25 protein-coding genes are annotated in these 25,837 nt (G+C 69.8%); 20 read left to right on the forward strand and 5 right to left on the reverse strand.

Going from position 1 to position 25,837, the window contains the following annotated elements:
• The first annotated feature begins 91 nt into the window (after positions 1 to 91).
• Genes AC3RX0_RS04390 through AC3RX0_RS04400 form a run of 3 tightly spaced genes read left to right on the forward strand, consistent with a single transcriptional unit; the run spans position 92 to position 2,707 of the window.
• The gene (locus AC3RX0_RS04390; protein WP_491504710.1) at positions 92 to 871 is read left to right on the forward strand and encodes a CoA transferase subunit A; all 780 of its coding nucleotides are present in this window, start codon (positions 92 to 94) and stop codon (positions 869 to 871) included.
• 1 nt (position 872) lies between these two features.
• Positions 873 to 1,526: a CoA transferase subunit B gene (locus AC3RX0_RS04395; RefSeq protein ID WP_491504711.1), complete on the forward strand. Its 654-nt coding sequence runs from the start codon at positions 873 to 875 to the stop codon at positions 1,524 to 1,526.
• Positions 1,523 to 2,707, forward strand: coding sequence for an acetyl-CoA C-acetyltransferase (locus AC3RX0_RS04400; protein WP_491504712.1), 1,185 nt, complete (start codon positions 1,523 to 1,525; stop codon positions 2,705 to 2,707). The genes AC3RX0_RS04395 and AC3RX0_RS04400 overlap by 4 nt, the downstream gene beginning before the upstream one ends.
• A 35-nt stretch (positions 2,708 to 2,742) precedes the next feature.
• Here AC3RX0_RS04400 and AC3RX0_RS04405 read toward each other — a convergent pair whose 3' ends face one another.
• Positions 2,743 to 2,997: a hypothetical protein gene (locus AC3RX0_RS04405; RefSeq protein WP_491504713.1), complete on the reverse strand. Its 255-nt coding sequence runs from the start codon at positions 2,995 to 2,997 to the stop codon at positions 2,743 to 2,745.
• A gap of 106 nt (positions 2,998 to 3,103) precedes the next feature.
• Here AC3RX0_RS04405 and otsA point away from each other — a divergent pair, with 106 nt between their 5' ends.
• The 6 genes from otsA to ilvC are packed head-to-tail and all read left to right on the forward strand — an operon-like array spanning position 3,104 to position 10,453.
• Positions 3,104 to 4,510, forward strand: a complete 1,407-nt coding sequence (gene otsA / locus AC3RX0_RS04410; protein ID WP_491504714.1) for an alpha,alpha-trehalose-phosphate synthase (UDP-forming) — start codon at positions 3,104 to 3,106, stop codon at positions 4,508 to 4,510.
• On the forward strand, positions 4,507 to 5,307 hold the full coding sequence (gene otsB / locus AC3RX0_RS04415) for a trehalose-phosphatase (protein ID WP_491504715.1): 801 nt from the start codon (positions 4,507 to 4,509) through the stop codon (positions 5,305 to 5,307). The genes otsA and otsB overlap by 4 nt, the downstream gene beginning before the upstream one ends.
• A complete protein-coding gene (gene ilvD, locus AC3RX0_RS04420) occupies positions 5,300 to 7,006 on the forward strand; it encodes a dihydroxy-acid dehydratase (protein WP_491504716.1) in 1,707 nt (568 codons plus the stop codon). The genes otsB and ilvD overlap by 8 nt, the downstream gene beginning before the upstream one ends.
• Positions 7,007 to 7,054: 48 nt before the next feature.
• Positions 7,055 to 8,857 (forward strand): acetolactate synthase large subunit, encoded by a 1,803-nt coding sequence (locus AC3RX0_RS04425; RefSeq protein WP_491504717.1) that lies wholly within the window; start codon positions 7,055 to 7,057, stop codon positions 8,855 to 8,857.
• Positions 8,858 to 8,868: 11 nt separating this feature from the next.
• On the forward strand, positions 8,869 to 9,378 hold the full coding sequence (gene ilvN, locus AC3RX0_RS04430; protein ID WP_491504718.1) for an acetolactate synthase small subunit: 510 nt from the start codon (positions 8,869 to 8,871) through the stop codon (positions 9,376 to 9,378).
• 46 nt (positions 9,379 to 9,424) lie between these two features.
• Positions 9,425 to 10,453, forward strand: coding sequence for a ketol-acid reductoisomerase (ilvC, locus tag AC3RX0_RS04435; protein WP_491504719.1), 1,029 nt, complete (start codon positions 9,425 to 9,427; stop codon positions 10,451 to 10,453).
• A 60-nt stretch (positions 10,454 to 10,513) separates the two neighbouring features.
• Here ilvC and AC3RX0_RS04440 read toward each other — a convergent pair whose 3' ends face one another.
• The gene (locus AC3RX0_RS04440) at positions 10,514 to 11,626 is read right to left on the reverse strand and encodes an ROK family protein (RefSeq protein ID WP_491504720.1); all 1,113 of its coding nucleotides are present in this window, start codon (positions 11,624 to 11,626) and stop codon (positions 10,514 to 10,516) included.
• 169 nt (positions 11,627 to 11,795) lie between these two features.
• Here AC3RX0_RS04440 and AC3RX0_RS04445 point away from each other — a divergent pair, with 169 nt between their 5' ends.
• From AC3RX0_RS04445 to serA, 11 genes are all read left to right on the forward strand, one after another.
• The gene (locus AC3RX0_RS04445; protein WP_491504721.1) at positions 11,796 to 13,067 is read left to right on the forward strand and encodes an ABC transporter substrate-binding protein; all 1,272 of its coding nucleotides are present in this window, start codon (positions 11,796 to 11,798) and stop codon (positions 13,065 to 13,067) included.
• Between the two features lie 60 nt (positions 13,068 to 13,127).
• Positions 13,128 to 14,042: a carbohydrate ABC transporter permease gene (locus AC3RX0_RS04450; protein ID WP_491504722.1), complete on the forward strand. Its 915-nt coding sequence runs from the start codon at positions 13,128 to 13,130 to the stop codon at positions 14,040 to 14,042.
• Positions 14,035 to 14,892 (forward strand): carbohydrate ABC transporter permease, encoded by an 858-nt coding sequence (locus AC3RX0_RS04455; protein ID WP_491504723.1) that lies wholly within the window; start codon positions 14,035 to 14,037, stop codon positions 14,890 to 14,892. The genes AC3RX0_RS04450 and AC3RX0_RS04455 overlap by 8 nt, the downstream gene beginning before the upstream one ends.
• On the forward strand, positions 14,889 to 16,316 hold the full coding sequence (locus AC3RX0_RS04460) for a sulfatase family protein (RefSeq protein WP_491504724.1): 1,428 nt from the start codon (positions 14,889 to 14,891) through the stop codon (positions 16,314 to 16,316). Before AC3RX0_RS04455 ends, AC3RX0_RS04460 begins: the two co-directional genes overlap by 4 nt.
• Positions 16,309 to 17,229: an ROK family protein gene (locus AC3RX0_RS04465; protein ID WP_491504725.1), complete on the forward strand. Its 921-nt coding sequence runs from the start codon at positions 16,309 to 16,311 to the stop codon at positions 17,227 to 17,229. The genes AC3RX0_RS04460 and AC3RX0_RS04465 overlap by 8 nt, the downstream gene beginning before the upstream one ends.
• Before the next feature lie 23 nt (positions 17,230 to 17,252).
• On the forward strand, positions 17,253 to 18,827 hold the full coding sequence (locus AC3RX0_RS04470) for a M81 family metallopeptidase (protein ID WP_491504726.1): 1,575 nt from the start codon (positions 17,253 to 17,255) through the stop codon (positions 18,825 to 18,827).
• Positions 18,824 to 20,173 carry an alpha-L-fucosidase gene (locus AC3RX0_RS04475; RefSeq protein WP_491504727.1) on the forward strand — a complete coding sequence of 450 codons (1,350 nt, stop codon included), beginning with the start codon at positions 18,824 to 18,826 and terminating at the stop codon, positions 20,171 to 20,173. The genes AC3RX0_RS04470 and AC3RX0_RS04475 overlap by 4 nt, the downstream gene beginning before the upstream one ends.
• Positions 20,170 to 20,916 carry a copper homeostasis protein CutC gene (locus AC3RX0_RS04480; protein WP_491504728.1) on the forward strand — a complete coding sequence of 249 codons (747 nt, stop codon included), beginning with the start codon at positions 20,170 to 20,172 and terminating at the stop codon, positions 20,914 to 20,916. The genes AC3RX0_RS04475 and AC3RX0_RS04480 overlap by 4 nt, the downstream gene beginning before the upstream one ends.
• A gap of 38 nt (positions 20,917 to 20,954) precedes the next feature.
• Positions 20,955 to 21,479: a DNA polymerase III subunit gamma/tau gene (locus AC3RX0_RS04485; RefSeq protein WP_491504729.1), complete on the forward strand. Its 525-nt coding sequence runs from the start codon at positions 20,955 to 20,957 to the stop codon at positions 21,477 to 21,479.
• The gene (locus AC3RX0_RS04490) at positions 21,476 to 21,829 is read left to right on the forward strand and encodes a bacitracin resistance protein (protein WP_491504730.1); all 354 of its coding nucleotides are present in this window, start codon (positions 21,476 to 21,478) and stop codon (positions 21,827 to 21,829) included. The genes AC3RX0_RS04485 and AC3RX0_RS04490 overlap by 4 nt, the downstream gene beginning before the upstream one ends.
• A 143-nt stretch (positions 21,830 to 21,972) precedes the next feature.
• Complete coding sequence (gene serA, locus AC3RX0_RS04495) at positions 21,973 to 23,565, forward strand: phosphoglycerate dehydrogenase (RefSeq protein ID WP_491504731.1); 1,593 nt, start codon at positions 21,973 to 21,975, stop codon at positions 23,563 to 23,565.
• 10 nt (positions 23,566 to 23,575) lie between these two features.
• Here serA and AC3RX0_RS04500 read toward each other — a convergent pair whose 3' ends face one another.
• The 3 genes from AC3RX0_RS04500 to AC3RX0_RS04510 all read right to left on the reverse strand — a co-directional run bounded on the left by AC3RX0_RS04500 (position 23,576) and on the right by AC3RX0_RS04510 (position 25,798).
• The gene (locus AC3RX0_RS04500) at positions 23,576 to 23,833 is read right to left on the reverse strand and encodes a DUF6458 family protein (protein WP_491504732.1); all 258 of its coding nucleotides are present in this window, start codon (positions 23,831 to 23,833) and stop codon (positions 23,576 to 23,578) included.
• A 148-nt stretch (positions 23,834 to 23,981) separates the two neighbouring features.
• Complete coding sequence (locus AC3RX0_RS04505; protein WP_491504733.1) at positions 23,982 to 25,046, reverse strand: YncE family protein; 1,065 nt, start codon at positions 25,044 to 25,046, stop codon at positions 23,982 to 23,984.
• A gap of 92 nt (positions 25,047 to 25,138) precedes the next feature.
• Positions 25,139 to 25,798, reverse strand: coding sequence for a GntR family transcriptional regulator (locus AC3RX0_RS04510; RefSeq protein WP_491504734.1), 660 nt, complete (start codon positions 25,796 to 25,798; stop codon positions 25,139 to 25,141).
• Between the last annotated feature and the right edge of the window lie 39 nt (positions 25,799 to 25,837).

Consider the following 25,837-nt stretch of genomic DNA (forward strand, 5'->3'; position numbering starts at 1 on the left):
ACGGGGGCGTGCGCGCGGGGTGCGGCACGCGCGACGATGGAGGGAAGCAGTGCGGCGCCGACGGCGGCGTCGCCGGACGAAGGAGGTCCGTGTGATCGACAAGCAGGTGGCCGACGCCGCAGAGGCGGTGGCCGACATCCCGGACGGTGCGACGATCGCCGTCGGCGGGTTCGGGCTCAGCGGCAATCCCATGGCGCTCATCGAGGCGCTGCTGGCCCAGGGCACGACCGACCTGTCGATCATCTCGAACAACTGCGGCGTCGACGACTGGGGCCTTGGCGTGCTGCTCGGCGCCCGTCGCATCCGCAAGATGACCTCGTCGTACGTGGGCGAGAACAAGGAGTTCGAGCGGCAGTTCCTCGAGGGAGACCTCGAGCTGGAGCTGACCCCGCAGGGGACCCTCGCCGAGAAGCTGCGGTCCGGCGGAGCGGGCGTCGCCGCGTTCTACACGCCCACGGGCGTCGGCACCCAGGTCGCCGAGGGCGGGCTGCCGCGCCGTTACGACGGGCACGGCGGAATCGCCGTGGCGTCGCCGGTGAAGGAGACCCGGATGTTCACCGTCGCCGGCCGCGAACGCGAGTATGTGCTCGAAGAAGGCATCGTCGCCGACTTCGCCCTCGTGCACGCCCTGCGCGGCGACCGGCACGGCAACCTCGTGTTCAACAAGGCCGCCCGCAACTTCAACCCGCTGGCCGCGATGAGCGGACGCGTGTGCATCGCGCAGGTCGAAGAGCTCGTCGAGCCCGGCGCGATCGACGCCGACGCCGTGCACCTGCCCGGCATCTACGTCCACCGCGTCGTCGAGGTGGGCACCGACATCGAGAAGCGCATCGAGCGCCGCACCGTCGCCGCGCCCGTGGAAGGAGCATGACATGGCACTGACCCGCCAGCAGATGGCCGCACGCGCAGCGCTCGAGCTGCCCGACGGCGCCTACGTCAACCTCGGGATCGGCCTGCCGACCCTCGTTCCCAACTACGTGCCCGACGGCGTCACCGTCGTGCTGCAGTCCGAGAACGGCATCCTCGGCGTCGGGCCCTATCCGACCGACGAGGACGTCGACCCCGACCTCATCAACGCCGGCAAGGAGACCGTGACCCTGCTGCCGGGCGCCGCGTTCTTCGACTCGGCCACGAGCTTCGGCATGATCCGCGGCGGCAAGATCGACGCTGCGATCCTCGGCGCCATGCAGGTCTCGAAGGACGGGGACCTGGCCAACTGGATGATCCCCGGCAAGATGGTCAAGGGCCCCGGCGGCGCGATGGACCTCGTGCACGGCGCGGGCAAGGTGATCGTGCTGATGGAGCACGTGGCCAAAGACGGCTCGGCCAAGATCGTGGACTCGTGCTCGCTGCCGCTGACCGGCAAGGGCGTCGTCGACCGCATCATCACCGACCTCGCGGTGATCGACGTGACCGACGACGCACTGGTGCTCGTCGAGCTCGCCCCGGGCGTGACCGTGGACGAGGTCGTGGCCGCGACCGAGCCCGAGCTGACCGTGTCCCCAGAGCTTAAGGTGAAGGCATGAACACCGATGACGTTGTGATCGTGGCGGCTGCGCGCACCCCACAAGGGCGGCTCAAGGGCCAGCTCGCGCCGCTGACGGCAGTCCAACTGGGCAGCGCCGCCATCGCCGGCGCGCTCGAGCAGGGCGGCATCCCCGCCGACGCGGTCGACGCCGTGCTCGTCGGGCAGGTTCTGCCCGCCGGAGCCGGTCAGAACCCGGCGCGACAGGCCGCGGTGGGCGCCGGCATCCCGTGGACCGTGCACTCCGGCTCGGTGAACAAGGTGTGCCTGTCGGGGCTGACCGCGATCATCGACGGCGCACGCATGCTGCGGCTGGGCGACGCGAGTGTCGTCGTGGCGGCGGGCATGGAGTCGATGACCCGCTCGCCGCATCTGATGATGGGCTCGCGCGACGGCTGGTCGTACGGCACGATCGAGGTGCTCGACCACATGGCCTACGACGGTCTCACCGACGCCTACGACAACGAGAGCATGGGCGCCTCGACCGAGCGGCTCAACGATCGCTACGAGGTGACGCGCGCGGAGCAGGATGCCGTGGCCGCCCGATCCCATCAGCGTGCCGCCGCCGCATGGGAGGCGGGCGTCTTCGACGCCGAGATCGTGCCGATCACGATCCCGCAGCGCCGGGGCGAGCCGATCACGGTCACTCGTGACGAGGGCATCCGCCCCGACACGACCGTCGAGTCGCTCGCAGGCCTGCGCCCGGCGTTCGCCGAGGGCGGCTCGATCACCGCGGGCAACTCGTCGCAGATCTCCGACGGGGCCTCGGCGGTCGTGCTCACGACCCGCTCGCACGCCGATGCGAACGGCTGGAAGGTGCTGGCCGTGGTGGGGGCGTCCGGCCAGGTCGCCGGCCCCGACAACTCGCTGCACGAGCAGCCCGCCAACGCGATCCGCAGGGCCGTCGACAAGCAGGGCATCACGGTCGCCGACCTCGACGTCGTCGAGATCAACGAGGCCTTCGGCGCCGTGGTGGCCCGCTCGCAGCGCGAACTGGGCCTGTCGGACGACATCGTGAACATCCACGGCGGCGGCATCGCGATCGGCCACCCCATCGGGGCCAGCGGCAACCGGCTCGTCGTGCACATGGTGCACGAGCTGATCCGCCGCGGCGGCGGCACGGCGGCCGTGGCGCTGTGCGGCGGCGGCGGCCAGGGCGACGCGCTGATCCTCACCCGTTGACACGGGTGCGCATCGAGCGCTGGACGCAGTGCCGTTCAGCGCTCGATGTGGCGCTTGAGGTACTTCTTCTCGTGCCCGGCGACGGGGGAGTCGCCCGGCACGAGGTGGCCGGTCTCGGCCCGACGGATGTCGACGATCGTGCCGATCGCCAGCGCGAACGTGATCGCCCAGCTCAGCCACGCCAGGGCCATCCGCCACGTGAACGGCTCATGACCGCGCAGTGCGCGCAGCAGCTCGAGCCCGCTGGTGACCGCGCCGATGATGCCCGTGCCGAAGAGGTACTTGCGCATCCCTCCACGCTAGCGCGGAGGCATGCGCCGTGTCTTGCCCCCTGCCGCGCCCGCCGGCCGCTGTTAGCCTGAGAGCGCACCCCCGGAATCGAAGGCAGGCAGCGCCATGGCTCAGGCAGAACTCGTCGTCGTCGCGAACCGCCTGCCCGTCGACCGGGACGAGGACGGCGGATGGCGCACCTCGCCGGGCGGCTTGGTGACAGCGCTCGAGCCGGTGATGCGCACCGTCGACGGGGCCTGGGTCGGATGGCCCGGCCAGGCGGGGCTGAGCGTCGACGAGTTCGATTTCGGAGGCACGCACCTGGTGCCGGTCACGCTGTCGGCCGAAGAGGTGCAGGAGTACTACGAAGGCTTCTCGAACGAGACGATCTGGCCCCTGTACCACGACGTGATCGCCGTCCCCCGCTACCGGCGCGAGTGGTGGAACGCCTACCGCAAGGTCAATGAGCGGTTCGCGGACGCCGCAGCCGACGCGGCGGCCCCCGGGGCGACCATCTGGGTGCAGGACTATCAGCTGCAGCTGGTTCCGCAGCTGATCCGCGAGCGCCGCCCCGACGTGACGATCGGCTACTTCCACCACATTCCGTTCCCGGCATATGGACTGTTCGCGCAGCTGCCGTGGCGCCGGCAGGTGCTGGAGGGACTGCTCGGGGCCGACGTGATCGGCTTCCAGCGCAGCGCCGACGCGAGCAACTTCGCTCGGGCCGTGCATCGTCAGCTGCGCTACGAGACGCGGGCCAGCGGCATCCGGATCCGCGACCAGGACGGCACCACGCGCGTCGCCCTCGCCAAGGCGTTCCCGATCTCGATCGACACCGCCGCCTACATCGAGATGGCCAAGCGCCCCGACATCCGCCAGAGGGCCGCCCAGATCCGCGAAGAGCTCGGCAATCCCGCGAAGATCCTGCTCGGCGTCGACCGGCTCGACTACACCAAGGGGATCCGGCATCGGATGAAGGCGTTCGGCGAGCTGCTCGAGGACGAGCGGCTGTCGGTCGAGAACGCCACGCTCGTCCAGGTCGCCAGCCCCAGTCGCGAGCGCGTCGACGCGTATGTGCAGCTGCGCGACGAGATCGAGCTGATGGTGGGGCGGGTCAACGGCACGTTCGACACGATGGAGCACACCGCGATCCGGTACCTGCACCAGGCGTTCCCGCGCGAAGAGATGGTGGCGCTGTACCTCGCAGCCGACGTCATGCTCGTCACGGCGCTGCGCGACGGCATGAACCTGGTCGCCAAGGAGTACATCGCCAGTCGCCTGGACAACCGCGGCGTGCTCGTGCTGAGCGAGTTCACGGGCGCCGCGGACGAGCTCGGCAGCGCCATCCGGATCAACCCGCACGACATCGAGGGGCTCAAGGAGGCCATCATGCAGGCACTCGAGATGCCCCCCGCTGAGCAGGGCCGTCGCATGAGCAAACTGCGCAAGCGTGTGCAGGAGCACGACGTGCAGGCCTGGTCGCGCAACTTCCTCAGCGCACTGGCCGACGCGCGAGAGGCGAGCGCGTCGTGACCGGCGGCACGAGCGCCCTGGACGGGCTCGTCGCCGCACGCCGCGTGCTGGTCGCGCTGGACTTCGACGGCACCCTGTCGCCGCTGCACGACGAGCCCATGCAGGCGCGGATGCTGCCGGCCGCCCGCACTGCGGTCGAAGCGCTCGCGGCGGCGCCGTGCACCTGGGTCGCGCTGGTGTCGGGCCGGAGTCTGTCGGACCTGCGGATCATCGCGGAGCACCGCGACGACTCGGCGCTCCTGCTGGCCGGCTCCCACGGCGCCGAATACTGGACGCCCCAGGACGGCACGATCGAGCCCAGCGAGCAGCCGCAGGACATCGTGCTGCGCGATCGCCTGCGCGCCGACGCCGAGCAGGCCACGCGGCACCTGACCGGCGTGTGGATCGAGCCGAAGTCGTTCGGGTTCGGCGTGCACACGCGCCGCGCGAGCGCCGCCGATGCGACGGCGGCGAACGACGCCGCCGACGCGATCGTCGCCGCGCACGCGCCGCACTGGCGCCGCCGCACCGGGCACAACATCGTCGAGTACGCGTTCCGCGACGAGGGCAAGGACACCGCCGTCGCCCACCTGCGCGAGCTCACCCGGGCCGACGCCGTGCTGTTCGCCGGCGACGACGTCACCGACGAGGATGCGCTGCGCAGCCTCGACACCTCGGATGTCGGTGTGCGGGTGGGCGGGGGGAGCGCGACGGCGGCCACGATCATCTGCCCCGACATCGCCGCGCTCGCCGAGCTGCTCGCAGGATTGGCCACCCGCCGGGCGGAACAGGGCGGAATAGACTGCGAGCATGCCTGACCCCGAGAACGCGATCGACATCAAGCCCCGCAGTCGTGTCGTCACGGACGGCATCGAAGCCACCACGTCGCGCGGCATGCTGCGCGGCGTCGGGATGGGCGACGGCGACTGGGACAAACCCCAGATCGGCATCGCCTCGAGCTGGAACGAGATCACGCCGTGCAACCTGAGCCTCGACCGGCTCGCCCAGGGCGCGAAAGAGGGCGTGCACGCCGGCGGCGGTTACCCGCTGCAGTTCGGCACCATCTCGGTCTCGGACGGCATCTCGATGGGCCACGAGGGCATGCACTTCTCGCTCGTCTCGCGCGAGGTGATCGCCGACTCGGTCGAGACGGTCGTCATGGCCGAGCGCCTCGACGGCACGGTGCTGCTGGCCGGCTGCGACAAGTCCATTCCCGGCATGCTCATGGCTTCGGCGCGGCTGGACTTGTCGAGCGTGTTCCTGTACGCCGGGTCGATCGCTCCGGGCTGGGTGAAGCTGAGCGACGGCACCGAGAAGGAGATCACCATCATCGACTCCTTCGAGGGCGTCGGGGCGTGCCTGGCCGGCCGGATGACCGAGGAGGACCTGCATCGCATCGAGTGCGCGTTCGCTCCCGGCGACGGCGCGTGCGGCGGCATGTACACCGCCAACACGATGGCCTCGGTCGCTGAGGCACTGGGGCTGAGCCTGCCCGGTTCGGCGGCCCCGCCCTCGGCCGACCGGCGCCGTGACCTCTTCGCACGCCGCTCCGGCGAGGCCGTGGTCGAGCTGCTGCGCCAGGGCATCACGACCCGCGACATCCTCACGATCGAGGCGTTCGAGAATGCGATCGCGCTCGCGATGGCCCTGGGCGGGTCGACGAACGTCGTCCTGCACCTGCTGGCCATCGCGAACGAGGCCGAGGTCGAGCTGAGCCTGCACGACTTCAACCGCATCGGCAACAAGGTGCCGCACGTGGCCGACATGAAGCCGTACGGACGATTCGTCATGAACGACGTCGATCGGCACGGCGGCATCCCGGTCGTCATGAAGGCGATGCTCGATGCCGGGCTGCTGCACGGCGACGCGCTGACGGTCACCGGCAAGACCCTGGCCGAGAACCTCGAAGCCCTGAACCCGCAGCCGGTCGACGGAACCGTCATCCACAGCTTCGACGACCCGATCCACGCGACCGGGGGACTGACGATCCTGCACGGGTCGCTGGCGCCCGACGGCGCGGTCGTGAAGACCGCCGGCTTCGACGCGGCCGTGTTCGAGGGACCCGCCCGGGTGTTCGAGCGGGAGCGCGCAGCGATGGACGCCCTGGCGGCCGGGCAGATCGCCGCCGGCGACGTCGTCGTGATCCGCTACGAGGGCCCGAAAGGCGGTCCGGGCATGCGCGAGATGCTCGCGATCACCGGCGCCATCAAGGGCGCGGGGCTCGGAAAAGATGTATTACTCTTGACAGACGGTCGATTCTCAGGCGGCACAACCGGCCTGTGCATCGGCCATATAGCACCCGAGGCAGTGGACGCTGGTCCCATCGGTCTCGTGCGCGATGGTGATCTGATACGGGTCGATATCGCGGCTCGCACTCTCGACCTACTCGTCGACGTGGACGAGCTGGGCTCCCGAAGGGAAGGGTGGGAGCCATTGGAACCGCGCTACACCCGTGGCGTCTTGGCCAAGTACTCGAAGCTCGTGCGCTCTGCGGCGCAGGGAGCCGTCACCGGGTAACGGCCGATTCGTACCCCCGTCAGTCCGCTGAATCGAAGAAAGATCACCATGCCCGCAGACTCCACTGCGGCCGTGCCACGGCCGCCCGCCCGCACCGCGTCCGCGCCTGTGCTCACCGGCGCGCAGGCCGTCGTCCGCTCGCTCGAACTGCTCGGCGTCACCGACGTGTTCGGTCTGCCGGGCGGCGCGATCCTGCCGGTCTACGACCCTCTGATGGACGCGTCCCAGATCCGCCACATCCTCGTGCGGCACGAGCAGGGCGGCGGTCACGCCGCCGAGGGGTACGCATCGGCATCCGGCAAGGTGGGCGTCACGATCGCCACATCCGGCCCCGGCGCCACCAACCTCGTCACGGCGATCGCCGACGCCTACATGGACTCGGTGCCGATGCTGGCGATCACCGGTCAGGTCTTCAGCACCCTGATGGGCACCGACGCGTTCCAAGAAGCCGACATCGTCGGCATCACGATGCCGATCACCAAGCACTCGTTCCTCGTCAAGCGCGCCGAGGACATCCCGGCCGCGATCGCCGCGGCACACGAGATCGCCTCGACCGGCAGGCCCGGTCCGGTGCTCGTGGACATCACGAAGGACGCGCAGATCGCCGAGGCGCCGTTCGTCTGGCCGCCGAAGGTCGACCTGCCCGGCTACCGGCCGGTGACCAAGGCGCACGGCAAGCAGATCCAGGCCGCGGCACGCCTGATCGCCGAGGCGCGCAAGCCCGTGCTGTACGTCGGCGGGGGCGTGGTGCGCGCGGGTGCCGCGGAGGAGTTGCGCACGCTCGCCGAGTCCACCGGGGCGCCGGTGGTGACCACGCTGATGGCCCGGGGCGCCTTCCCCGACTCGCACAAGCAGCACCTGGGCATGCCCGGGATGCACGGCACCGTCCCCGCCGTGCTCGCGCTGCAGGAGGCCGACCTGATCGTCGCCCTCGGCGCCCGCTTCGACGATCGCGTGACCGGCAAGGCGGCGCTGTTCGCCCCGCACGCGAAGGTCGTGCACGTCGACATCGACCCCGCCGAGATCTCGAAGATCCGCACCGCCGATGTGCCGATCGTCGGCGACCTGAAGGACGTGCTGGTCGACCTCGAGGTGGCCTACCGCAGTGCGGCGGCCGCCGGCGGGGCCGACACCACCGAGTGGTGGTCGTACCTGGACGGGCTGCTCGACGAGTTCCCGCTCGGGTTCGCCTCCACGAGCGACGGGCTGCTCTCGCCCCAGTACGTCATCCAGCGCATCGGCGAGCTGACCGGCCCCGAGGCCGTGTACGCGGCCGGCGTCGGCCAGCATCAGATGTGGGCCGCGCAGTTTATCAAGTACGAGCGGCCGAACGCCTGGCTGAACTCCGGCGGCGCCGGCACCATGGGCTACGCCGTGCCCGCCGCGATGGGGGCGAAGGTCGGCCAGCCCGACCGCGTCGTCTGGGCGATCGACGGCGACGGCTGCTTCCAGATGACGAACCAGGAGCTTGCGACCTGCGTCATCAACGACATCCCGATCAAGGTCGCCGTCATCAACAACTCGTCGCTGGGCATGGTGCGCCAGTGGCAGACGCTGTTCTACAACGGCCGCCACTCGAACACCGACCTGAACACCGGCCACGGCACGATCCACGTCCCCGATTTCGTCAAGCTCGCCGAGGCGTACGGGTGCCTCGCGATCCGCGTCGAGAAGGAAGAAGACGTGGATGCCGCGATCAAGACGGCACTGGAGACCAACGACCGCCCGGTGGTGATCGACTTCGTGGTCAGCGCCGACGCGATGGTGTGGCCCATGGTGCCGCAGGGCGTCAGCAACAGCTACATCCAGTACGCACGCGACCACGCGCCCGCGTTCGAGCAGGAAGACTGAGGAGGATCGTCATGCCCAACCACGTGCTGAGCCTCCTGGTGGAGGACAAGCCCGGCCTGCTGACCCGCGTCGCGGGACTGTTCGCCCGGCGCGGCTTCAACATCTCGTCGCTCGCGGTCGGCGTCACCGAGATCCCGGGCCTGTCCCGCATCACGGTCGCCGTCGATGTCGAGGAGCAGCCGCTCGAGCAGGTGACCAAGCAGCTGAACAAGCTCGTGAACGTCATCAAGATCGTCGAGCTGGAGCCGGCGGCATCCGTCCAGCGCGAGCACATGCTCATCAAGGTCCGCGCCGACAACGCCAACCGCTCGAACATCCTCGAGGTCGTGAACCTGTTCCGCGCGTCGGTCGTCGACTACGCGCCCGACGCGGTCGTCGTCGAGGTGACCGGCGACCAGGGCAAGGTCGACGCGTTCCTGCGGGCCCTCGAGCCGTTCGGCATCAAGGAACTCGCCCAGTCGGGACTGGTCGCCATCGGCCGGGGCGGCAAGAGCATCACCGAGCGCGTGCTGCGCGGCTGAGGCATCCCGGTCCCACAACTACTCAAACCCAAGGAGAAAACCCCACATGACCACTGAGATCTTCCACGACGCCGACGCCGACCTGTCCATCATCCAGGGCAAGAAGGTCGCGATCGTCGGCTACGGCTCGCAGGGCCACGCCCACGCGCTGAACCTGCGCGACTCGGGCGTCGAGGTCGTCATCGCCCTCAAGGAGGGCTCGAAGTCCATCGCGAAGTCCACCGAGGCCGGCTTCGAGGTCAAGACCGTCGCCGACGCCGCCGACTGGGCAGACGTGATCGTCATCCTCGCCCCCGACCAGCACCAGCGCGGCATCTACGCCGACTCGATCAAGGACCACCTGAGCGCCGGCAAGACGCTGCTGTTCGCACACGGCTTCAACATCCGCTTCGGCTACATCCAGGCGCCCGAGGGCGTCGACGTCGTGATGGTCGCGCCCAAGGGCCCGGGCCACACCGTGCGTCGCGAGTACGAGGCCGGCCGCGGCGTCCCGGTCATCGTCGCCGTCGAGGTCGACGCCTCGGGCGCGGCGTGGGACACCGCCTGGTCGTACGCGAAGGCGATCGGCGGCCTGCGCGCCGGCGGCATCAAGACCACGTTCACCGAAGAGACCGAGACCGACCTGTTCGGCGAGCAGGCCGTGCTGTGCGGCGGCATGTCGCACCTGGTGCAGTACGGCTTCGAGACGCTGGTCGAGGCCGGCTACCAGCCGCAGATCGCCTACTTCGAGGTGCTGCACGAGCTCAAGCTCATCGTGGACCTGATGTGGGAGGGCGGCATCGCCAAGCAGCGCTGGTCGATCTCGGACACCGCGGAGTACGGCGACTACGTCTCGGGCCCGCGCGTGATCGACCCGCACGTCAAGGAGAACATGAAGGCCGTGCTCGGCGACATCCAGTCGGGCGCGTTCGCGAAGCGCTTCATCGACGACCAGGACAACGGCGGCAGCGAGTTCCTGTCGCTGCGCGCGCAGGAGGAGCAGCACCCGATCGAGGCCACCGGCCGTGAGCTGCGCGCGCTGTTCGCCTGGAAGCAGCAGGATGCCGACTACGTCGACGGCTCGGCCGCGCGCTGACGCATCGAGCTACGAGCGGGCCGGGGGAGTGATCCTCCGGCCCGCTCTGCGTCTGTCGTTTCAGCGCAGAGAGTCCAGATGCGCGCCCAGGGCGACACCGGCGGCGCCGCGGGCGATGCCGGCGGCCGACCAGGTCACGACGTCGACGGTGGGCGGAACGCCCAGTGTCGGGGTGCTGTCCACGATCGCGTCGGTGAGCGTCTCGCCGATCACATCCCAGTACTGGGTCGTGCGACCGCTGACACGTACATGGTCGATGCCGAGAAGCGTGCTCACGGACCCCACGGCTCGTCCGAGCTCGCGCGAGCGATCCCGGAGGAACTGCGCCGACGCGGCATCCTGCGCCCTCTCAGGGGGCCCCAGGGTGCCTCGCGGTGCAGCGGCGTTGAGCTCGGCGTAGCCGAAGACGGTCTGCATGCAGCCGCGATTGCCGCATCGGCACAGGGCGCCGTCCGGGTCCATGCTGATGTGACCGAACTCGATGCTGCCGTGACGCACGCCGCGCACGATGGACCGCGCCGTGACGATGGCCATGCCGATTCCGTCTCCGATGTGCAGCAGCAGGAAGCTGTCGGGCACAGAGGGAGCGAACGCCAACTCTCGCTGTGCGAGTGCGATCACATCGTTCTCGACGAAGACGGGTAGAGATATGACCTTTCGGAGTTCATCGCCGAGCGAAAAGTCATGCCATCCGAGCACCGTGGAGATCAGGACGGTGCCGTCCGACGTGTCGACCACGCCCGACACGGTGACGCCGACCGCGATGACGGGGCGAGGCTCCAGCGCACGCCGGAGGTCGTCGACGGCCGTGACGACGCCGGCGATCTCGTCGCCGGGTTCGATCGGCACGTATCGGGTGTCGGTGACATCGCCGGCGACCGTCACGGACGCCGCGCGGACGCCGGCTCTCTCGATCGATATCCCGACCAGAACCCCGCTGTCCGCGCGTGCCTGGAGTGGGATGCTCGGGCGACCGCTCGTGGTGGTGTGCGGCGTCCCCTCCTGGACGAACCCGTGCCTGACCAACGTCCGCACGTGGGTGCCGACCGTCGCCGGCACGAGACCGAGTCGTGCGGCCACCCTCTGACGGCTGGACCCGGGTGATCGGGCGATCTCGCTGAAGATCAGTCCACGGCTGGACGTCCCCGTCGATGGAAAGGATGTGCCGTCCATCGTGCTGCCTCCCCGGTCGGTCGTCGCTTATGGGCGTTCTGATTCTTGCAGGGCGTAAACATCGGATGTCCCGCTTGCGCGAAAGTAAGTGGCAGGATAAATTTACCCCACTACCAATATCGCCAGCGCATTGTGGAGTCGCTGAGCATCTGCAACGGAGGAGATTCGCGTGTCGAAATACAAGAAGAGCGCGGCGGCGATTCTCGCCGTCGCCGGACTCGTCGCAGGCCTGACTGCCTGCTCCGGGTCGACGGGCGGATCGGGCAGCGGGTCCGGCGCACTGACCTGGAGCTTCTGGGACCAGGGTTCGTCGAACAGCTCCTGGCAGGCACTGGCTGCGGACGTGCACAAGCAGGACGCCGACATCTCGGTGAAGCTCACGCAGACGCCCTTCGCGGACTACTTCACGAAGCTGCAGTCGCAGCTGGCCGCGGGCACGACGGCCTGCATCGTCAGCATGCAGAGCCTGCGCCTTCCCGCCTTCAAGGACGCTCTCGAGCCGCTCGGACCGCTCATGAAGAAGGTCGGCTTCGACGAGTCGCAGTGGAACCCGGGCGCTCTGAAGGCGCTCCAGGTCGGCGGCCAGCAGTACGCGATCCCCTACGGCCTGTCCACGATGCTCCTGTACTACAACAAGGATGCGTTCGCGAAGGCCGGCGTGCCCGCTCCGACGAACGACTGGACGACGGCGGACTTCGAGAACGCGGCCAAGAAGATCACCGCAGCCACCGGCAAGCCGGCCTTCGGTGAATCGTTCTCGGACCTGCACATGTTCTCGATGCTGTTCGCGTACAACGGCGCACGTCCGGTGACCGAGGATGCGAAGCTCGACCTGACCAATGACGGCATGAAGCAGGCCTTCACGTGGTACTCCGGCCTCGCGACGAAGCAGAAGGTCTCGTCGATCCCGGCCAGCGCGTCGGACGTCCCGTGGGGTGAGCAGCAGTTCGTGGCGGGCAACGTCGCGATGGCCGTGGACGGCGACTGGAACATCTCGTCGAACGCAACACAGGCGAACTTCCCGGTCGGGGTCGTCGCGCTGCCGCAGGGTCCGAACGGCGGCGGCACGTACTCGGCGAACTCCGGCTTCGGCATCTCGAAGAGCTGCCAGAACAAGGAAGCGGCGGCGAAGGCGATCTCGGTCATCACGAGCGAGTCGGCTCAGCTCGAGCAGGCGAAGGCCGGCACGCACCCGGCGCGTCTTGCCGCCAACGACGCATTCTTCCAGGCGCTGGCGACGGCGACCGACAAGAAGAGCCCCGGCTACGCCGACCAGGCGAAGGGTGCGATGGAGGCGGCGAGCGCGAAGTCCACGCCGTTCATCAGCACCTCGTCGTGGGATCAGACCACGAAGCTGATCGCGCGCGAATTCATCCTCGCCTACTCCGGGAACGACACCCCCGACACCGCGCTGCAGAACGTGCAGCAGTCGGCCCAGTAAGTCCATCGAGCCACGGCGGGGCGGGGGAGCAGCCCCCGCCCCGCCCAGGAAGGCAATCTCATGACCGCTCTTGCCGAGCGTGCGCCGGTGCGCGTGCGCGGAAGGCGACGGCGACGCAACGATTCCCGGGCCGCACTGGCGTTCCTGACGCCCAGTGCCGCCGGGCTGACCGTCTTCATCCTGTTCCCGTCCGTGCTCGCGATCGTCACGAGCCTGTTCCACTGGCCGACGTACGGCGATATCTCGTTCGCGGGCCTCGACAACTACGCGCGGCTGTTCACGCCGCGAAGCGACTTCGGCCCCGCCCTGCTGAACACCGTCGTGTTCACGCTGCTGATCGTGCCGATCAACCTCGTGCTGACGGTCGCGGTCGCGTTCTGGGTGGCGACCAGCCGATTCCGACAGCTGTACCGCGTGCTGTTCTTCATCCCGGTGGTGACACCGTCGGTCGCGACGGCGATCATCTGGAAGCTGCTGTACCAGCCCGACGGCGTGCTGAGCTGGATGGCGGGACTGTTCGGGGTGACACCGCCGAACTTCCTGGGTTCGACGTCGACCGCCCTCGTGTCGGTCGTCGCCGTCATCCTGTGGAACGGGTTCGGCTACAACATGCTGATCTTCTCGGCGGCGATCGACCAGCTGCCCGAGGACGTGCTGGCGGCGGCAGCACTCGACGGAGCGGGCCCGTGGCGCACGCTGATTCAGATGAAGCTGCCGCTGATGACCCCGGCGATCTTCTTCGCGACGACGGTGACGCTCATCCAGTCCTTCCAGATCTTCAACGAGCCCTACGTCATGACCGCCGGCGGCCCCGGCACGTCGACGATCACCGTCGTCATGAACGTCTACCAGACCGCGTTCCAATCCGGTCAACTCGGCCAGGCGGCGGCGCCCGCGATCGTGCTGTTCGCGTTGATCCTCATCGTCACGCTGGTCCAGTGGACCGGGCAGAAGAAGTGGGTGCACTATGAGTGACCGATCATCCATCGGCACGCGGATCGGCCGGAGGACGGCGCGTTCGGCGAACGAGGTCGCCCTCGCGGTCGTCGCCGTGCTGTTCCTGTTCCCGGTCATCTTCACGATCACGTCGTCGTTCAAGCCGAACAACGAGATCTTCCAATCGCCGCCGTCACTGTGGGGCAGCGAGTTCCGCTGGCAGAACTACGTCGAGGTGTTCCAGAACGCTCCGTTCCTGCAGTACATCGTCAACGGCATCATCCAGTCGGTGGGCGGCACGATCATCGTGCTGGTCGTCTCGGCGCTGGCGGCCTACGCATTCGGCATCCTGCGCTGGCGCGGCCGAGATCAGAGCATGCTCGCCTATCTGGCGACGATGATGATCCCGCAAGAGGTGCTGGTCATCCCGATGTTCCTGCTGATGCAGAAGTTCGGATGGATCAACACGTGGCAGGCCCTGATCCTGCCGTGGGCGTTCGGGGCCTTCGGAACCTTCCTGCTGCGACAGTTCTTCTCGACGCTGCCGTACGAGCTCGTCGAGGCGTCGCGCATGGACGGCTGCAGCAATCTGCGCACGTTCTGGCAGGTCATCCTCCCGTTGGCACGTCCGTCACTGGCCGTCCTCGCGGTGTGGACGTTCATCACCTACTGGAACAGCTTCCTCTGGCCGCTGATCGCGGTGAACGACATCCACGCACTCGGCAACGTGCCGCTCGGGCTCCAGACGTTCTTCGGTGAGCACGGCGCGTCCTGGAACCTCATCATCGCAGCCTCGATGATCTCGATCGCGCCGACGCTGATCCTCCTCCTGCTCCTGCAGAAGCACCTGGTGAAGGGCATCGCGACCGTCGGACTGGCGGGACGGTGAACGCCGTCACCCATAGGCCGAACATCGTCGTGTTCCTCGCCGACGACCTCGGCTGGGGCGACCTCGGATGTTTCGGGAGCACGGCGATCCCCACGCCCGTGCTCGACGCGCTGGCCACCACCGGTCTGCGGTACACGGACTGCCATGCGGTCTCGGCCGTATGCACGCCGAGCCGGTACGGCCTGCTGACGGGCGAATACCCCTGGCGCTCGCCCTTGCGGGACGGCGTGCTCGGCGGCACCGATCCGTCCATCCTCCGTGACGGGCAGGCGACCGTGGCGTCGGTGCTCCGGGATGCCGGATACCGGACCGGTGCGTTCGGCAAATGGCACCTCGGCCTGGGCTGGACCCGTGCCGACGGCACGACCCGTACGGCGTTCGGCGAGGCGTTCCGCTCCGACATGCAGGCGTCCGGGCGCGACGTCGACTATTCGACGCCGTTCGCCGACGGACCGCTCGCACACGGTTTCGACCGCTTCTTCGGCATCGCCGGCTCGCTCGACATGCCGCCGTACTGCTATCTGGACCAGGACCGCACCGTCGGCATCCCGGACCGCGAGAAGGACCCGCTGGTGACCAGCCAACGGCCCGGACTGCAGGTCGAGGGGTGGCAGGACGACGAGGTGGATGTCGACATCGTGGGCGCCGCCTGCGACTGGATCCGCGAGCAGGCCATCGCCGATGAGCCGTTCTTCGCGTACGTCGCCTCAGCCGCGCCGCACCGCCCGTGCGTGCCTCCGCGGTTCGTGCGGGGGCGGTCGGATGCCGGGGCCCGCGGCGACGCGGTCTGCCTCGTCGACTGGATGGTGGGACGGATCTGCGACGTGCTGCACGAAGCCGGCGTCGCGGACGACACCCTGATCGTGTTCACCAGTGACAACGGCGCCCCGATGATCTTCCCCGAGGACGGGGACGTCACGGAGCATCGTCCGAACGGCGCTTGGCGCGGTCAGAAGGCCGACGCGTGGGAGGGCGGCCACCGCGTGCCGCTGATCGTCGCCGGTCCCGGCATCGCACCCGGCGCGGTCGACGAGCCGGTCAGCCTCCTGGATGTGCTTCCCACACTCGCGCTGCTCACCGGTGCACCCGCGTCGGCGCACGGCGACTCCCAGGTGGACGGGGTGGCACTGGCGGGACTGGCCCCCTCGGCCCCGCGCGTGATCGGTCAACAGGCGTTCGACGGCGCCCTCGTGCTGCGAGAAGGCGACCAGAAGGCGATCCTCTCGACGGGGTCCGGGGGCTTCAGCGACCCGGTGGGGCATCCGGTCGGACCGGCTGCCGCGGACGCGCAGTTCTACGATCTGACGCGCGACCCCGGCGAACGCGAGAATCTCTGGTCCGCCCGTCGAACCCGCGCGGCGGACATGCTCGCCCGCTTCACCGCGCAGACCGGCTACCGGCACGAGGTGGGCGACGATGGCTGATCCGGTTCCCATCGCCGGGATCGACATCGGCGGCACCAAGATCGCCGCGATCCTCACGCTCGGCGACGGCACGGCGATCGCACGCGACAGCGTGCCCACCCCGGCGCGCGAGGGCGGCGATGCGATCGCGGACGCCGCAGCGGGTCTGGTCAGAGAACTCGGCCGGCGACACGGTCTCGAGATCGTGACGGCGGGCGTCGGGACGGCCGGCGTGGTCGACAACGCCGAGGGCGTCGTCGTCGCGGCATCCCAGACGTTCAGCGGTTGGGCCGGCTACCGGCTCGGTGACGCGCTCGGTGAGCGGCTGCATGTGCCGGTCCACATCGAGAACGACGTGAACGCGTTCCTGGTCGGCGAGTCCGCCTGGGGAGCGGCGCCCGCTGACGATGTCCTCGGGGTCATGCTCGGCACCGGCGTCGGCGGAGCGCTCCTGCTCGACGGCGTGCTGCGCCATGGACCGCACGGCGGCGCCGGAGAGATCGGGCACACGCCCGGGTACGGCGACATCCGCTGCACGTGCGGGCAGGTGGGCCACCTCGAGACCGTCGCATCCGGCACATCGATCGGCCGGCGGTACGGCGAGCGCACCGGCGACCACGGCGTCGGTGCGCACGAGGTCGCCCAGCGGGCCCGGGCGGGGGATCCGGGCGCGCGCGCGGTCTTCGACGCAGCCGGCCGTGCCCTCGCGCTGGCGTGCGCGACGGCCGCCGGCATCGTCGACGTGTCGGTCGCCGTCATCGGCGGCGGCGTCGTGCGCTCCTGGGACCTCCTGTCGCCCGCCATCGCGCGTACTCTGGCCACCGACTCACCGGTCTCCGGCGCCGCCCTGCGCATCGTGCGCGGGACCCTGGGCGACAGTGCGGTGGCGCTGGGTGCCGCTCGCGCCGCCCAGCTGGCCGCCCCCGTCCACTGAATCCATCACCGGAAAGAGAGCACATGACCGACCGCCCCGAAGCCTCGCAGATCTGGATGGGCGCGCTGCCCGACGTCGCACCGGACGGAATGCGCCGGCCACGCATCGGGATCGCCGGCATCTCGATCGAGTCGAGCACGTTCTCGCCGCACGTCTCGGGCGACGAGGCGTTCACGATCCGCACCGGGGAGGACCTGCTCGCCTACTATCCGTTCCTGGACGAGGGGCGCCCGCACCGGGACGCGGCGGAGTGGGTGCCCCTGACGCACGGCCGTTCGCTGCCCGGCGGCGCGGTGGACCCGGCGACGTACCGGCGGATGAAGGACGCGATCCTCACCGGCATCCGCGCGCAGGGCCCGTTCGACGGGTTCTTCTTCGACATCCACGGCGCCATGAGCGTGGTGGGCATGGACGACGCCGAGGCCGACCTGGCAACGGCCGTCCGCGAGATGCTCGGGCCCGACACGCTGGTGAGCGCCTCGATGGACCTGCACGGCAACGTCTCTCGCACGCTGCTCGACGCGGTCGACCTGATCACCTGCTACCGGATGGCCCCGCACGAGGACTGGATGAACACGAAGGAGCGCGCCGTGCACCACCTGCTCGCGAGGCTGCGCGGGCCCGGGGGCGCGGAGCCTGCCCGCCGGCGCCCCTTCAAGGCCTGGGTGCAGGTGCCCGTGCTGCTGCCGGGCGAGAAGACGAGCACCCGGCTCGAGCCCGCGAAGGGCATCTACGCGCAGGTGCCGAAGGTCGAGGCCCTGCCCGGCGTCGTCGACGCCGCGATCTGGGTGGGCTACGCGTGGGCCGACGAGCCGCGGTGCCAGGCGGCCGTCGTCGTGGCCGGCGACGACCGCGCGGTCATCGCACGGGAGGCGGAGTGCCTGGCCCGCCTCTACTGGGACGCACGCGACGACTTCGCGTTCGCCGGGCCCACGGCATCCCTCTCCGACGCGCTCGACCGCGCGCTCGCCCCCGGCGCCGCACGTCCGTATGTCATCTCGGACTCGGGCGACAACCCCACCGCCGGCGGTGCCGGCGACGTGTCGTGGACGCTCGGCGAACTGCTCGGCCGGGCCGACCTGGCCGACGGCTCGCGCACCGTGATCCACGCGTCCGTGTTCGACGCGGCCGCGGTCGCCGCCGCCGTTGCGGCAGGCGTCGGCGCGACGGTGGATCTCTCCGTCGGAGGCAGGGTGGATCCGGGGCCCCGCGGCCCGGTCGCCCTGCGCGGCGAGGTCGTGTCGATCACGGACGGCGACCGGGATGCCGGTACCCAGGTCGTCGTCCGCGCCGGGTCGGTGCACGCGATCGTGACCGAGCGGCGCAAGCCGTTCCACCACCTCGACGATTTCCGCATGCTGGGCCTCGATCCCGAGACCGCCGACATCGTGATCGTCAAGATCGGCTACCTCGAGCCGGAGCTCTACGAGCTGGCCGCCGACTGGACCCTGGCCCTCACGCCCGGGGGAGTGGACCAAGACCTCATCCGGCTCGGTCACCATCGTCTCGCCCCCGGAGTGGTTCCGTTCGATCGCTCGATCCCCGAACCCGACCTGACGCCCGTGGTCACCCGCCGCGGCGAGGAGGACGCCGCATGATGAACTTCGAGTCGCGCATCGGCCCCGACCTCGGCGATGCCGCCCCGACCTATCCCGACGCCGGCGTCCCGGACTGGTTCCGCGACGCCAAGCTCGGCTTCTTCGTGCACTGGGGGCTGTACTCGGTGCCGGCATGGGGCACGCCGCCTGGCAGCCGGCGGGTACCCGTCGAGGACGCCTACATGCACCACCAGTACGCGGAGTGGTACGGCAACACCGTCCGCATCCCCGGCAGCCCCACCTGGGAGCGGCACCAGCGCGTGTACGGCACCGGCACGTCGTACGAGGACCTCGCCGACCTGTGGGACGCCTCGGCGTTCGATGCCCATGCGTTCGTGGGCGATCTCGTCGACGCCGGCGCGCAGTACATCGTGCCCACCACCAAGCACCACGAGGGCTTCTGCCTGTGGGACACCGCGACCACCGGCTTCAACGCGGTCCGCCGCGGACCGCACCGCGACCTCGTCGCCGAGCTGCATGAGGCCACCCGGCGACGCGGGACCCGGTTCGGCGTCTACTTCTCCGGAGCGCTGGACTGGCACGTCAGCGACTTCCCGCCGATCGAGAGCGACACGGATCTGTTCCGGTATCGCCGCAACGACGAGTTCTACGCCCGGTACGCGGCCGCGCAGCTCGACGAGCTGATCGCCCGGTTCCGCCCCGACGTGCTGTGGAACGACATCGACTGGCCCGACGGCGGCAAGGGCGATGGCGACTTCGGGGTCGCGGCCCTCTTGCGTCGATACTTCGAGGCGGTGCCCGACGGGGCCGTGAACGACCGCTGGGGCGTGCCGTACCACGGGTACCTGACCCGCGAGTACACCGACATCCCCGACATCCTCGAGCCCGTGTGGGAGTCCACGCGTGGCCTCGGCTTCTCGTTCGGCTACAACCAGGACGAGGACGCGCGTCATTCGCTGTCGGGTGCCGCGCTGATCCGGCTGTTCGTGGACGTCGTCGCAAAGAACGGCAACCTGCTGCTGAACGTCGGGCCGCGTGCGGACGGGTCGATCCCCGACCTGCAGCGCGCCTCGATGCGCGAACTCGGCGCCTGGCTGCGCACGAACGGCGCCGCGGTGTACGGCACCCGCCCGTGGATCCGTGCGGGCGAGCGCGTCGGCGCGCCGCGGGCCTACACAACGTCGGCCGCGGGCGTGCACGTGCACACGCTCGACCCGGCTGTCGGCACCGTCGACCTCCCGGCCGAACTGGCCGGCGCGGCCGACGCGCGGTGGGCGGACGGGTCCGCCGCCGTGCTCACCCGCCTGCCCGACGGCCGCGCCGAGGCGACGATCCCCGACGCGCTGCGCGGCGAGGCAATCGCCGTCCTTACGATGAAGCCATGACCGCCACCGCGTCGACGAGGGTCGCCGTCGAGATCGCCGTGCAGGGCCCGGCCGGGGCGCGCATCGCCCTGGCCGAGGGCGCCGATCGCGTGGAACTGTGCCAGGCGCTGGGCGTCGGCGGCCTCACCCCGTCGATCGGCACCGTGGAGCGCGTCATCGAGACGCTCGGCACCGCGCACGCCGTGGCCCCGCTCGTGCGCCCGCGCGGCGGCGGCTTCGTGTACGACGCCGACGAGGCGGCGGTCGTGACAGCCGATATCCGCCGTCTCGTGGACCTCGGCGTGGGCGCCGTGGTCGTCGGCTGCCTGACCGTGGACGGCCGCGTCGACCTCGATACCCTCGCGCGGTGGCGGGATGCCGCGGCCGGCGCCGACGTGGTCTTCCATCGGGCGATCGACACGCTGTCCGACCCCGCCGCCGTCCTGGACGCCCTGGCCGGCGCCGGCGTCGTACGCGTGCTGACGTCGGGAGGAGCCGCGCGCAGCATCGACGGCGCCGGGATGCTGGCCTGTATGGTCGAGCGCGCTGCCGGCCGGATGCAGATCATGGCCGGCGGGGGCGTGCGGGTGCAGGACATTCCCGCATTGCGTGCAGCGGGGGTGGACGCCGTGCATCTGTCGGCGCGGACGCCGTCGGGCGACACGGCGCCCAGCGGACCGGGCGGCGGCGCGGACGGGCACGACGTCACCGATCCCGGTATCGTGCGGGCCGCCGTGGCCGCCGCACGCACCCGGCCGGCGTGACCCCGGGGCATCGGGGACGGTGCCCTAGACTGACGCGCATGGCCTCCGATCCGCGCAATCCAGAGGACGATGACGCCCTGCACTGGGCGGGCGACGACGAGTCCGAGGTGTCGCTGCCGAACGGCTGGGCGGCGAAGGGGCCCGGCTCGGAGCGGGTGAGGCACGACGTCCCTGCGGCGGCCGGCGACACTGTCACCGACCCCTCGGCCGACGGTGTCCACGGCGGCCACGCGGACGAACCCGCGCAGCTGAGCAATGCCGCCCTCGTGGGGTTCGGAGTGCTCGGCGGCGTGTATCTGCTCTACACGATCGGCTGGATCATCGGCGCTCTGCGCGTGAGCCGCGTCGCGGGTCGCATGATGACCTCCGACGGCAGCGGCCCCGTGATGTGGACGGCCGGCAACACCGTGCTCGCCTGGCTTGCGATCGCGGCCCCGCTGATCTGGTTCTGCACCGTGTACCTGCTCACGCGCCGTCGCCGCGCATGGCTGCGCTGGGCGTGGCTCATCGTCGGCGCGATCCTGCTCGTTCCGTGGCCGATGCTGATGGGAGGGCTTTCGTGAGCGACGCGAAGGGACCTGTGGTCCGCCGCCGCCGGCAGCTGCCCACGTGGCTGATTGCGACGATCGCGGGGGCGTTCGGGCTGTTCTATGCGTACGTGGTGTGGAACGCGGTCGCCTTCCTGGTCGTCCAGGCCGACGGCACGGTGGGGCTGAACGGGCTCGGCTGGCTCGTCATGGGATTCGCTGTCGCCTTCCCCATCATCGTCTTCGCGGCGGCCTTCTCGATCGGGTGGCGGCGCCGTCTGGCCCCGTTCGCGCTGGTGATGCTCGCAGGCCTCGCTCTGGTGGGCGTGTTCTGGTTCAACGTGCTCGGCTACGCGTACGCGTACGGTGCGCAGCTGCTCGGGTGAACCGCCCGACTCCCGGTGTCACACGGTCGAGGGCGCCCCGGCCCGCGCGGTAGGCTGTCACCGTCTCGCCCCGAAGGCGTGCGGCGCGGCATCCCGTCATCACCGCCATCGCGCGCTGCGCGCCTGTCGAAGGGCCTCTCGTCGTGACCAAACCCGTCGTCCTCATCGCCGAACAGCTCTCGCCTGCCACGATCGACGCCCTCGGCCCGGACTTCGAGGTCCGTCGCGTCGACGGCACCGACCGGCCGGCGCTCCTGGCCGCCCTCGCCGAGGCGAACGCGGTGCTGATCCGGTCGGCGACGAAGATGGATGCCGAGGCCATCGCCGCCTCGCCGCGTCTGAAGGTGATCGCCCGCGCGGGCGTCGGACTCGACAATGTCGACACGCCCGCCGCCACCACGGCCGGCGTCATGGTCGTCAACGCCCCGACCTCGAACATCATCTCGGCGGCCGAGCTGACGGTCGGCCACATCCTGAGCCTCGCCCGCCGCATCCCGGCCGCGCACGCATCGCTGTCGGCGGGGGAGTGGAAGCGCAGCTCGTTCACCGGCGTCGAGCTGTTCGAGAAGACCGTGGGCATCATCGGGCTCGGCCGGATCGGCGCGCTGATCACCGCTCGCCTGCAGGGCTTCGACATGAAGGTCATCGCGTACGACCCGTATGTCACCAGCGCCCGCGCCCAGCAGCTGGGGGTCGAGCTCGTGAGCCTGGACGAGCTGCTCGAGCGCAGCGACTTCGTCACGATCCACATGCCGAAGACCCCCGAGACGACCGGCATGATCGGTGCGGCTCAGCTGCAGCGGATGAAGCCGACCGCGTTCGTGGTCAATGTGGCCCGCGGCGGCCTGATCGACGAAGAGGCGCTGTTCGCCGCCCTGCGCGACGGCGAGATCGCCGGCGCCGGGCTCGACGTCTTCTCGTCCGAGCCGCCCGCCGATCAGCGGCTGCTGGCGCTGCCGAACGTGACCGTCACGCCGCACCTGGGCGCATCCACCGCCGAGGCGCAGGAGAAGGCGGGCGTCTCGGTCGCGAAGTCGGTGCGCCTCGCGCTCGACGGCGAGCTGGTGCCCGACGCGGTCAACGTCGCCGGCGGCGTCATCGACCCGTACGTACGCCCGGGGATCCCACTGGTCGAGAAGCTCGGCCAGATCTTCTCGGGCCTCGCACGCTCGCCTCTGACCAGCCTCGACGTCGAGGTGCACGGCGAGCTGCAGGGGTATGACGTGAGCGTTCTCAAGCTCGCCGCGCTCAAGGGCGTGTTCACGCCCATCGTCAGCGAGTCGGTGTCATACGTGAACGCACCGCTGCTGGCCGAGCAGCGCGGCGTCGAGGTGCGGCTCATCGTCGACGACGACAGCCCCGAATACCGCAACGTCATCACGCTGCGCGGTGCGCTGTCGGACGGTTCGCAGCTGGCGGTCTCGGGCACGCTCACCGGCCCCAAGCAGATCGAGAAGCTCGTCGGCATCAACGACTATGCGGTCGAACTGCCCATCGAGCAGCACCACATCGTCATGCTCTACACCGACCGTCCCGGCATCGTCGCGGTCTACGGCCAGCGCTTCGGCGACGCAGGCATCAACATCGCCGGCATGCAGATCGCGCGCCGCGCTGCGGGCGGGCAGGCGCTCTCGGTGCTGACCGTCGATTCACCGGTCGCCGACGACCTCATCGACGACGTGCGCACGGCGATCGACGCCGATCTGTTCCGTCAGATCGAGATCATCGAGGTCTGAGGCACGGTCCTCATTGCAGGTCTTCGGGCGTCGACGACTCGTCGCGGCGCACCGAGTCGCCGGTACGCGGATCGACCGTCGTGTGCGACGTCGCGATCGTGCGGCGACGCCTCATGAGGAAGGCGATGCCGATCAGGAACACCACCACTCCCGCACCCATCAGGATGTAGCCGACCAGCTGCAGGTCGATCCACGACACCTCGATGTGGAGCGCGAATGTGAGGATCGCTCCGATGACGAAGAGGACTATGCCGAGTCCGATGCTCATGTCTGCTCCCCTCTCTCAACGTGCGGTCGCACGTGTGCTTGAGCCCGACCCTACGCGAGATCCGGTGGGCAGCCGGGGGCATTGCGCCTGACCCGATGGGGTGGTATCGCATACCGTCGGGCGTTGTGGAAGGGGATCGAAGCGTCGTTCAGGCCATGCCCGCCGGTGCGACGCGTTCCGCCGTGAGCAGGGCCACACCCTGCGGACGCCCGGGGACGGGAACTTCGTAGCGCTCCTGCGTCTCGAGGTCGATGACGGTCAGGCCGTCCCAGGGGCCGCGGCTCGTCGAACCGCCGGTGAGCAGCGCCTTGGCCCGGTTGTCGGCGGGACTGATCCATTCGACGACGTTCTCGTGGCCCTTGTCGAGCTGGACGAGAGCCTCCACGCCGTTCGTCTCACGGATCGTGAGGCTCGGACCCAGCGTGGCGCCGCCGATGGCGCCGACGCCCACCACCAGCAGCCGGCCGTCGTGCGTGAGGCCGACGCCGTGCTGATGGGTGTCGCCGGTCATCGCTGCCGTCGTGTAGCTCTGCGCGACCGGGTCGAAGGTGACCAGGCCCCTGCCCTGGTATGGCAGGAAGAGCTCGCCGGTGGGGGCGACTGCAGCGTAATGCGGCTTCTGGTGGGACATGAGCCCGCCCGCGGTGCCGAAAGGCGACACGTCGGCCCGACGAACGCTGTGGTCGGCGACATCGATCGTGTGCAGAGTGAAGGAGTCGTGGTCGATCGTGTAGACCTCGTCCCCGGAGGGGGAGATCTGCACGTCGAAGGGCCGCAGCCCGACGTCGATGGAATCGACGAAGCGGCCGGCCGCGGTGTCGAACACCTCGACCGCCGACTCCCGACCCTCACGAGTGACCGCGACGAAGACCTTGCCGCCGTCGGGCGTGACGACGACGCCGGTCCCGCCAGGACGCTCCTCGCCGTATGCGACATGATCGGGCTGGTCCAGATACGGCACGAGGTCGAGGCGTTCCTGCCCGTCGAGGTCCACGACGGCCAATCCGACGGCGGTCGCAACGTAGACGCGGGCCGTCGGCTCGTGCACCGCCAGACCCCACGGCGCCTCGCCGACGGTCACGGTCGCGACCACGGCGTCGTCCCCGGTGCGCGTCGCATCCACGAAGCAGATGCCGTCGGACCAGGATTGTGTGACGATCACGATCGGCCCGTTCGTCGCGCTCTCGCCTCGCTGCACAATCGTGCTGCTCATCTTCTCCCTCTCATTGGCCGACGAACTCGGTTGGGTGGCTCCTGCCCTCTCTCGGCCATCGTTAGCGATCTTGGTATACGACAGCTTCCCCGTCAATGAACGGTCGATGACGGCATCAGCTGCGGCGCAGTTCCTTCGGCCTCGGGGCGAAGGGAGGCGAGATGCTTGACAGCGGCCTTGCGGCTCGACGTGACGTGACGGACGGCGATCTTGCCTGCGCGCTTCTCGTCGCCGTCTGCGATCGCCTGGTAGAGCGCCTCATGCTCGGCGAGCATCGCGTGCAGGTCATCGTGCTGGGCGAGCAGCCACCGCATCCGGCCATCTGTGACGCGGTAGAGCTCGCTGAGCAGACTGTTGTCCGCAATGCGCGTCACGCACGCATGGAACTCTGCGGCGGCGCGTCGAGCACTGACGGACTCGCCCTCATCGGCGGCCTGACGCTCTCGGCGCAGCACTTCGGTCAGCTCGGCGAGATCGGAGATGGTCGCGCGCCGGGTCGCCAGGCTGAACGCCAGCGTCTCGAGTCCCGAACGCACCTCGATCAACTCGTCGATGTCGCGCTCGGAGGCCCTCCAGACGACGGCCCCGGAGAACGGTCGCGAGGTCGCGAGACCCTCCGCCACGAGCGCCTTGAGGGCATCGCGGACAGGAACACGGCTGACCCCCGTCTCTTCGGAGATCTCGCGCTCGACGAGCCTGCTGCCCGGTGCGCGGACGCCGTCGATGATCTGCTGACGGATCGCATCGGCCACTCGATCCGCCTCGGGGCGGAAGGCATCGGCTTGGCGAGC

The sequence above is a fragment of the Microbacterium sp. W1-4-2 genome, from assembly GCF_058349885.2.

Bases quoted from the DNA above. Each gene is read 5' to 3' on its own strand.
- AC3RX0_RS04395 (WP_491504711.1), top strand. From the start codon at position 873: ATGGCACTGACCCGCCAGCAGATGGCCGCACGCGCAGCGCTCGAGCTG.
- AC3RX0_RS04400 (WP_491504712.1), top strand. From the start codon at position 1,523: ATGAACACCGATGACGTTGTGATCGTGGCGGCTGCGCGCACCCCACAA.
- AC3RX0_RS04405 (WP_491504713.1), bottom strand. From the start codon at position 2,997: ATGCGCAAGTACCTCTTCGGCACGGGCATCATCGGCGCGGTCACCAGC.
- otsA (WP_491504714.1), top strand. From the start codon at position 3,104: ATGGCTCAGGCAGAACTCGTCGTCGTCGCGAACCGCCTGCCCGTCGAC.
- ilvD (WP_491504716.1), top strand. From the start codon at position 5,300: ATGCCTGACCCCGAGAACGCGATCGACATCAAGCCCCGCAGTCGTGTC.
- AC3RX0_RS04425 (WP_491504717.1), top strand. From the start codon at position 7,055: ATGCCCGCAGACTCCACTGCGGCCGTGCCACGGCCGCCCGCCCGCACC.
- ilvN (WP_491504718.1), top strand. From the start codon at position 8,869: ATGCCCAACCACGTGCTGAGCCTCCTGGTGGAGGACAAGCCCGGCCTG.
- ilvC (WP_491504719.1), top strand. From the start codon at position 9,425: ATGACCACTGAGATCTTCCACGACGCCGACGCCGACCTGTCCATCATC.
- AC3RX0_RS04440 (WP_491504720.1), bottom strand. From the start codon at position 11,626: ATGGACGGCACATCCTTTCCATCGACGGGGACGTCCAGCCGTGGACTG.
- AC3RX0_RS04450 (WP_491504722.1), top strand. From the start codon at position 13,128: ATGACCGCTCTTGCCGAGCGTGCGCCGGTGCGCGTGCGCGGAAGGCGA.
- AC3RX0_RS04455 (WP_491504723.1), top strand. From the start codon at position 14,035: ATGAGTGACCGATCATCCATCGGCACGCGGATCGGCCGGAGGACGGCG.
- AC3RX0_RS04465 (WP_491504725.1), top strand. From the start codon at position 16,309: ATGGCTGATCCGGTTCCCATCGCCGGGATCGACATCGGCGGCACCAAG.
- AC3RX0_RS04470 (WP_491504726.1), top strand. From the start codon at position 17,253: ATGACCGACCGCCCCGAAGCCTCGCAGATCTGGATGGGCGCGCTGCCC.
- AC3RX0_RS04475 (WP_491504727.1), top strand. From the start codon at position 18,824: ATGATGAACTTCGAGTCGCGCATCGGCCCCGACCTCGGCGATGCCGCC.
- AC3RX0_RS04480 (WP_491504728.1), top strand. From the start codon at position 20,170: ATGACCGCCACCGCGTCGACGAGGGTCGCCGTCGAGATCGCCGTGCAG.
- AC3RX0_RS04485 (WP_491504729.1), top strand. From the start codon at position 20,955: ATGGCCTCCGATCCGCGCAATCCAGAGGACGATGACGCCCTGCACTGG.
- AC3RX0_RS04500 (WP_491504732.1), bottom strand. From the start codon at position 23,833: ATGAGCATCGGACTCGGCATAGTCCTCTTCGTCATCGGAGCGATCCTC.
- AC3RX0_RS04505 (WP_491504733.1), bottom strand. From the start codon at position 25,046: ATGAGCAGCACGATTGTGCAGCGAGGCGAGAGCGCGACGAACGGGCCG.